Annotated in this window: 8 protein-coding genes; 1 reads left to right on the plus strand and 7 read right to left on the minus strand. The window is 68.3% G+C overall.

Annotation, left to right across the window (positions count from 1 at the left end):
- On the plus strand, positions 1-170 hold a 170-nt coding region (locus tag AC3XYG_RS39880), incomplete at its 5' end, for an FtsW/RodA/SpoVE family cell cycle protein (protein WP_489145471.1).
- Between the two features lie 39 nt (positions 171-209).
- On the opposite strand, the gene AC3XYG_RS39885 is transcribed toward AC3XYG_RS39880, so the two are convergent.
- The 7 genes from AC3XYG_RS39885 to AC3XYG_RS39915 form a co-directional block, all read right to left on the minus strand.
- The gene (locus AC3XYG_RS39885; protein ID WP_489145464.1) at positions 210-710 is read right to left on the minus strand and encodes a MerR family transcriptional regulator; all 501 of its coding nucleotides are present in this window, start codon (positions 708-710) and stop codon (positions 210-212) included.
- 44 nt (positions 711-754) lie between these two features.
- The gene (locus AC3XYG_RS39890) at positions 755-1,069 is read right to left on the minus strand and encodes an integration host factor subunit alpha (RefSeq protein WP_489145465.1); all 315 of its coding nucleotides are present in this window, start codon (positions 1,067-1,069) and stop codon (positions 755-757) included.
- 142 nt (positions 1,070-1,211) lie between these two features.
- Complete coding sequence (locus AC3XYG_RS39895) at positions 1,212-2,189, minus strand: beta-ketoacyl-ACP synthase III (RefSeq protein WP_489145466.1); 978 nt, start codon at positions 2,187-2,189, stop codon at positions 1,212-1,214.
- Positions 2,186-3,286 carry a phosphate acyltransferase PlsX gene (gene plsX / locus AC3XYG_RS39900; protein ID WP_489145467.1) on the minus strand — a complete coding sequence of 367 codons (1,101 nt, stop codon included), beginning with the start codon at positions 3,284-3,286 and terminating at the stop codon, positions 2,186-2,188. Before plsX ends, AC3XYG_RS39895 begins: the two co-directional genes overlap by 4 nt.
- A gap of 22 nt (positions 3,287-3,308) precedes the next feature.
- Positions 3,309-3,497 carry a 50S ribosomal protein L32 gene (rpmF, locus tag AC3XYG_RS39905; RefSeq protein WP_489145468.1) on the minus strand — a complete coding sequence of 63 codons (189 nt, stop codon included), beginning with the start codon at positions 3,495-3,497 and terminating at the stop codon, positions 3,309-3,311.
- Positions 3,498-3,593: 96 nt separating this feature from the next.
- Positions 3,594-4,127 (minus strand): YceD family protein, encoded by a 534-nt coding sequence (locus AC3XYG_RS39910; RefSeq protein WP_489145469.1) that lies wholly within the window; start codon positions 4,125-4,127, stop codon positions 3,594-3,596.
- On the minus strand, positions 4,127-4,336 hold a 210-nt coding region (locus AC3XYG_RS39915), incomplete at its 5' end, for a ubiquinol-cytochrome C chaperone family protein (RefSeq protein ID WP_489145470.1). The genes AC3XYG_RS39910 and AC3XYG_RS39915, both read right to left, overlap by 1 nt.

The following is a 4,336-nucleotide window of genomic DNA, read 5'->3' on the forward strand; positions in this document are numbered from 1 at the left end:
TCAATGTGGCGATGGTGACGGGGCTGATCCCGGTGGTCGGCATCCCGCTGCCGCTGGTGTCCTACGGCGGCACGGCGATGCTGACTCTGCTGATGGGCTGCGGCGTGCTGCTGAGCGTCTGGATCCACCGCGAGGTGCGGATCCCGCGCAGCGGCATCACCGACTACTAAATAGGATTTAGAAAGACGCCACCGGAGCGGCGAGGCCGATCAGGCCTCGTTCGCGCCGCCCAGCGCCGATTGCAGGCGCTTGAGCTCGGCCAGCAGGACCGTCAGCTCGTCGCGCAACTCGGCCGACAGGCCCAGCGCCGGACCGTCGGGGCCGGCACCGGCGAGCAGAGACAGCTGGACCTCGTCGCGGGGAGCGGCGGCAGCGGCCGGCTTCGGCTTGGCCTTCGACACCGCCACCGGCCGGGGCGGGCCCGAGGGCGCGGCGTCGTCCGGGGCCGCACCGCCCTCGGTCTCCGCCGACTTGCCTTCCTTCAGCAGCCGCTGCACGCCCTTGATCGTGTAGCCCTCCTCATACAGGAGGCGCTGGATGCGGCGCAGCAGCTGAACATCCTCGGGGCGATAGTAGCGCCGCCCGCCGCCGCGCTTCAGCGGCCGCACCTGGGCGAATTTCGTCTCCCAGAAGCGCAGCACATGCTGCGGCACCGCCAGGTCGTCGGAGACCTCGCTGATGGTGCGATACGCCGTGGCGGACTTGCGCACCGGCGCGGGCTTGGCGTCCGTTCCTCCCATTCCGGCCATGACGTTTACTCGTCGTCTTCCGGAAGGACGGTGGTGCCGTTGATGCGCCCCTTGAGCACATGCGAGGCGCGGAACACCAGCACCCGCCGCGGCAGGATCGGCACCTCCTGCCCGGTCTTCGGATTGCGGCCGACTCGCTGCCCCTTCTGGCGCACGCCAAAGGTGCCGAAGGACGAGATCTTCACCGTCTCGCCGCGTTCGAGCGCATCGGAGATTTCTTCAAGCACAGTCTCAACGAGATCGGCCGACTCATTGCGAGACAAGCCAATTTCCTGATAGAGCGACTCGCTGAGCTGCGCACGTGTCACCGTTTCCGGCATGCCGCCTCCCCCTGACGGGCAATTGCGGGGGTAATCCCGCCGGCAACGGTACCCTTCTGGAAATAGTCCGTCAATTCCAGAGCGTTGGCCGGATTTCCTAACGGCCGTCGGAAGTGAAGCGGCTAACTGGGGTTAATGGCTGCTACCAGCGGACCAGGGCCGCGCCCCAGGTCAGCCCGGCGCCCATGGCTTCGAGCAGGACCAGGTTGCCGGGCTGGATCCGGCCGTCGGACACCGCCTCGGCCAGCGCCAGCGGGATCGAGGCGGCGGAGGTGTTGGCGTGCTTGTGCACCGTCAGCACCACCTTCTCGATCGGCAGGTCCAGCTTGCGGGCCGTGGCGTCGATGATGCGCTTGTTGGCCTGGTGCGGCACCAGCCAGTCGATGTCGGTCGCGACCAGCCCGTTCGCCGCCAGCGCTTCATCGACCACTTCGGCCAGGTTGGTCACGGCGTGCTTGAACACCTCGCGGCCTTCCATGCGGACATGGCCGACGGTGCCGGTCGAGGACGGTCCGCCATCGACGTAGAGCTTGTCCTCGTAGCGGCCGTCCGAATGCAGATGGGTCGACAGGATGCCGGGATCGTCGGTGGTCCCGCCGCCTTCGACCGCCCGCAGCACCACCGCCCCGGCACCGTCGCCGAACAGCACGCAGGTGCCCCGGTCGGTCCAGTCGAGCAGGCGGGAGAAGGTCTCGGCGCCGATCACCAGCGCGGTGCGGACCTGGCCGAGCCGGATCATGTTGTCGGCCATCGCCAGCGCGTAGACGAAGCCGGAGCACACGGCCTGGATGTCGAAAGCGGCGCCGCGGGTCATGCCGAGCGCGGCCTGGACCCGCACCGCCGTCGCCGGGAAGGTCTGGTCCGGCGTGGTCGTCGCCAGCACGATCAGGTCGAGGTCGCTGCCCTCGACTCCGGCCGCGGCCAGCGCCTTGCGGGCAGCCGCCAGCGCCAGGTCGGAGGTCTTCTCATCCGCCGCCGCGATATGGCGCGTGCTGATGCCGGTGCGCTGGACGATCCATTCATCCGAAGTATCGACCGTGCGGGCCAGCTCGGCATTGGTGACTTCGCGGGCGGGCAAGGCGGACCCGCAGCCGATGATGCGCGCACGACGGACTGTCATTGAGGCTGTTCGATCCCGATCGGAGCGGTCGAGGGAGGCGTCGCGTCGGAGCTGGTGCCGTTCCGGTCGACTTCGAACCGGCTGAACTCCTGCTTCACCTTGTCGTTGAAGCCGTGCTGCACGAGGTCGACGCCGACGTCGATGGCATGGGCGAAGCCCTCCCCGTCGGTGCCGCCATGGCTCTTCACGCAGATGCCGTTGAGGCCGAGGAACAGGGCGCCATTGTACTGGCGCGGGTCGGTCCGGTGCCGAAGCCGGCGGAAGGCACCGCGGGCCAGGAGATAGCCGAGCGAGGCGAGCCAGGACGACTGGAAGCTGTGGCGCAGCCAAGTGGCATAGAGCTTGGCCGTGCCCTCGGCGGTCTTGAGCACGATGTTGCCGGAGAAGCCATCGGTCACGACGACATCGACCTTGCCGGCCGGGATATCGTCTCCCTCGACGAAGCCTTCGAATCGGCCGGGGAATTCCAGTTCCCGTAGCCGCGCCGCGGCATCGCGCACCGCATCCGGGCCCTTCAGCGCCTCGGAGCCGACGTTCAGCAGCCCGACGGTCGGATCGACCAGGCCCAGCACCGCCTTGGCGAAGATCGACCCCATGATCGCGAACTGGACCAGGTTCTCGGCATCGCATTCGATGTTGGCGCCGAGGTCGAGCATGACGCTCTCGCCGCGCAGCGTCGGGAAAAACGACGCGATCGCCGGCCGGTCGATGCCCGGCAGCGTCTTGAACACGAACTTTGCCATGGCCATCAGCGCGCCGGTGTTGCCGGCGGAGACGACACATTGCGCCTCGCCCGCCGCCACCGCGTCGATCGCCAGCCGCATGCTGGAATTGCGCCCGCCACGAAGCGCCGTGGACGGCTTGTCCTCGTTGGTGATCAATTCCGCGGTGTGCCGAATCGACGACACCGCGGCAAGCGCCGGCCGCTTCGCCAGAAGTGGCGCGATCAACGCTTCGTCACCGACGATCAGGAAATGCACATCGGGATGGTGCGTGCGGGCGATTTCCGCCCCTTCAAGCACCATCACAGGCGCCCGATCGCCACCCATGGCGTCGAGCGCGATCGTCACAGGGCCAGAGGCCGCCGGGTCGGTCATTCCCTACGCGGGTGCAGATCGATCAGGCGGTCGCCGTCGTCTCGGCGACAACCTCACGACCGTGGTAGTGGCCGCAGGCGTCGCAGACATGGTGCGGACGGGCCAGCTCGCCACAATTGGCGCACTCGACATAGCTCGCGCCGGCCAGGGCGTGGTGCGAACGACGCATGTCACGACGCGACTTCGACGTCTTCTTCTTCGGAACAGCCATTTGCTTGAACTCTCGATACGAAAAGGCGGCACCAGGAGGGCCGCCTCAGACCGGTGTTGCTTAATGGAAAAGCCGTGTCGGGGCAAGAAAAAGCGATTACGCGTCAGACCCGTCGTCGGCGCCGCCCTTGAGCACGGCGAAGGGGTTGCGGCGCACCACCGGCGTCTCCGGCTCCTCGGCCGGCGGCGGCGGCGCGTCGGGCGACCGCGGATAGGGGTCGAGGGCCAGAGACAGATGCTGCGCCACCAGCTCTCCCAGGTCGATGCGGCCGCCGACCAGCGGCTCGACCTCCGCGGCCATGGGATCGACCTCGATCTCCGGGACGTCGTGACTGTCTTCGCCATCGGCGAACACCGCTTCGATCTCATCCTCGATCACCGCCGGCAGCGGCTCCAGCGTCACGACGCAACGCTGGACCACGGCCGCCGACAGGGTGCCGCCGACCAGGACCGTGTCGCCGCGCCCGGGCGTCAGGGTCAATTTCGCCCTGAGATCGTCGAGGGAGATCAGCCCGAAGCGGCGCGCCAGGGCGGCCCGCTCCTCCGCAATCGCATCGATGGCGACGGTCTTGCCGCCACGCGGCAGGGAGCGGACGCCAACCTCGCGGCTGAATTCAGGGGTGTTCGTCATCAGAGGGCCTCCACCGTCTGAGGCGCCGCGCCGAATCGCGGCGACACGGCCAGGAATGAATCCACGGGCTGCGCGGCCAGGCCGGCCACCTCGCGGCGCAGATAACCGGCCATCGCCCTCACCTGCCCCGCCTCGGGCTCGGCCGTGCCGTAGAGATTGCGGCGCAGGGCCGATTCCAGCTCCAGCGGATCCTCGGCCTCCAGGGCATG

The sequence above is a fragment of the Inquilinus sp. genome, assembly GCF_057815775.1.

Excerpts from the sequence above, each read along its gene's own strand:
- AC3XYG_RS39910 (WP_489145469.1), bottom strand. The coding sequence starts at position 4,127 with ATGACGAACACCCCTGAATTCAGCCGCGAGGTTGGCGTCCGCTCCCTG.
- plsX (WP_489145467.1), bottom strand. The coding sequence starts at position 3,286 with ATGACCGACCCGGCGGCCTCTGGCCCTGTGACGATCGCGCTCGACGCC.
- AC3XYG_RS39895 (WP_489145466.1), bottom strand. The coding sequence starts at position 2,189 with ATGACAGTCCGTCGTGCGCGCATCATCGGCTGCGGGTCCGCCTTGCCC.
- AC3XYG_RS39890 (WP_489145465.1), bottom strand. The coding sequence starts at position 1,069 with ATGCCGGAAACGGTGACACGTGCGCAGCTCAGCGAGTCGCTCTATCAG.
- rpmF (WP_489145468.1), bottom strand. The coding sequence starts at position 3,497 with ATGGCTGTTCCGAAGAAGAAGACGTCGAAGTCGCGTCGTGACATGCGT.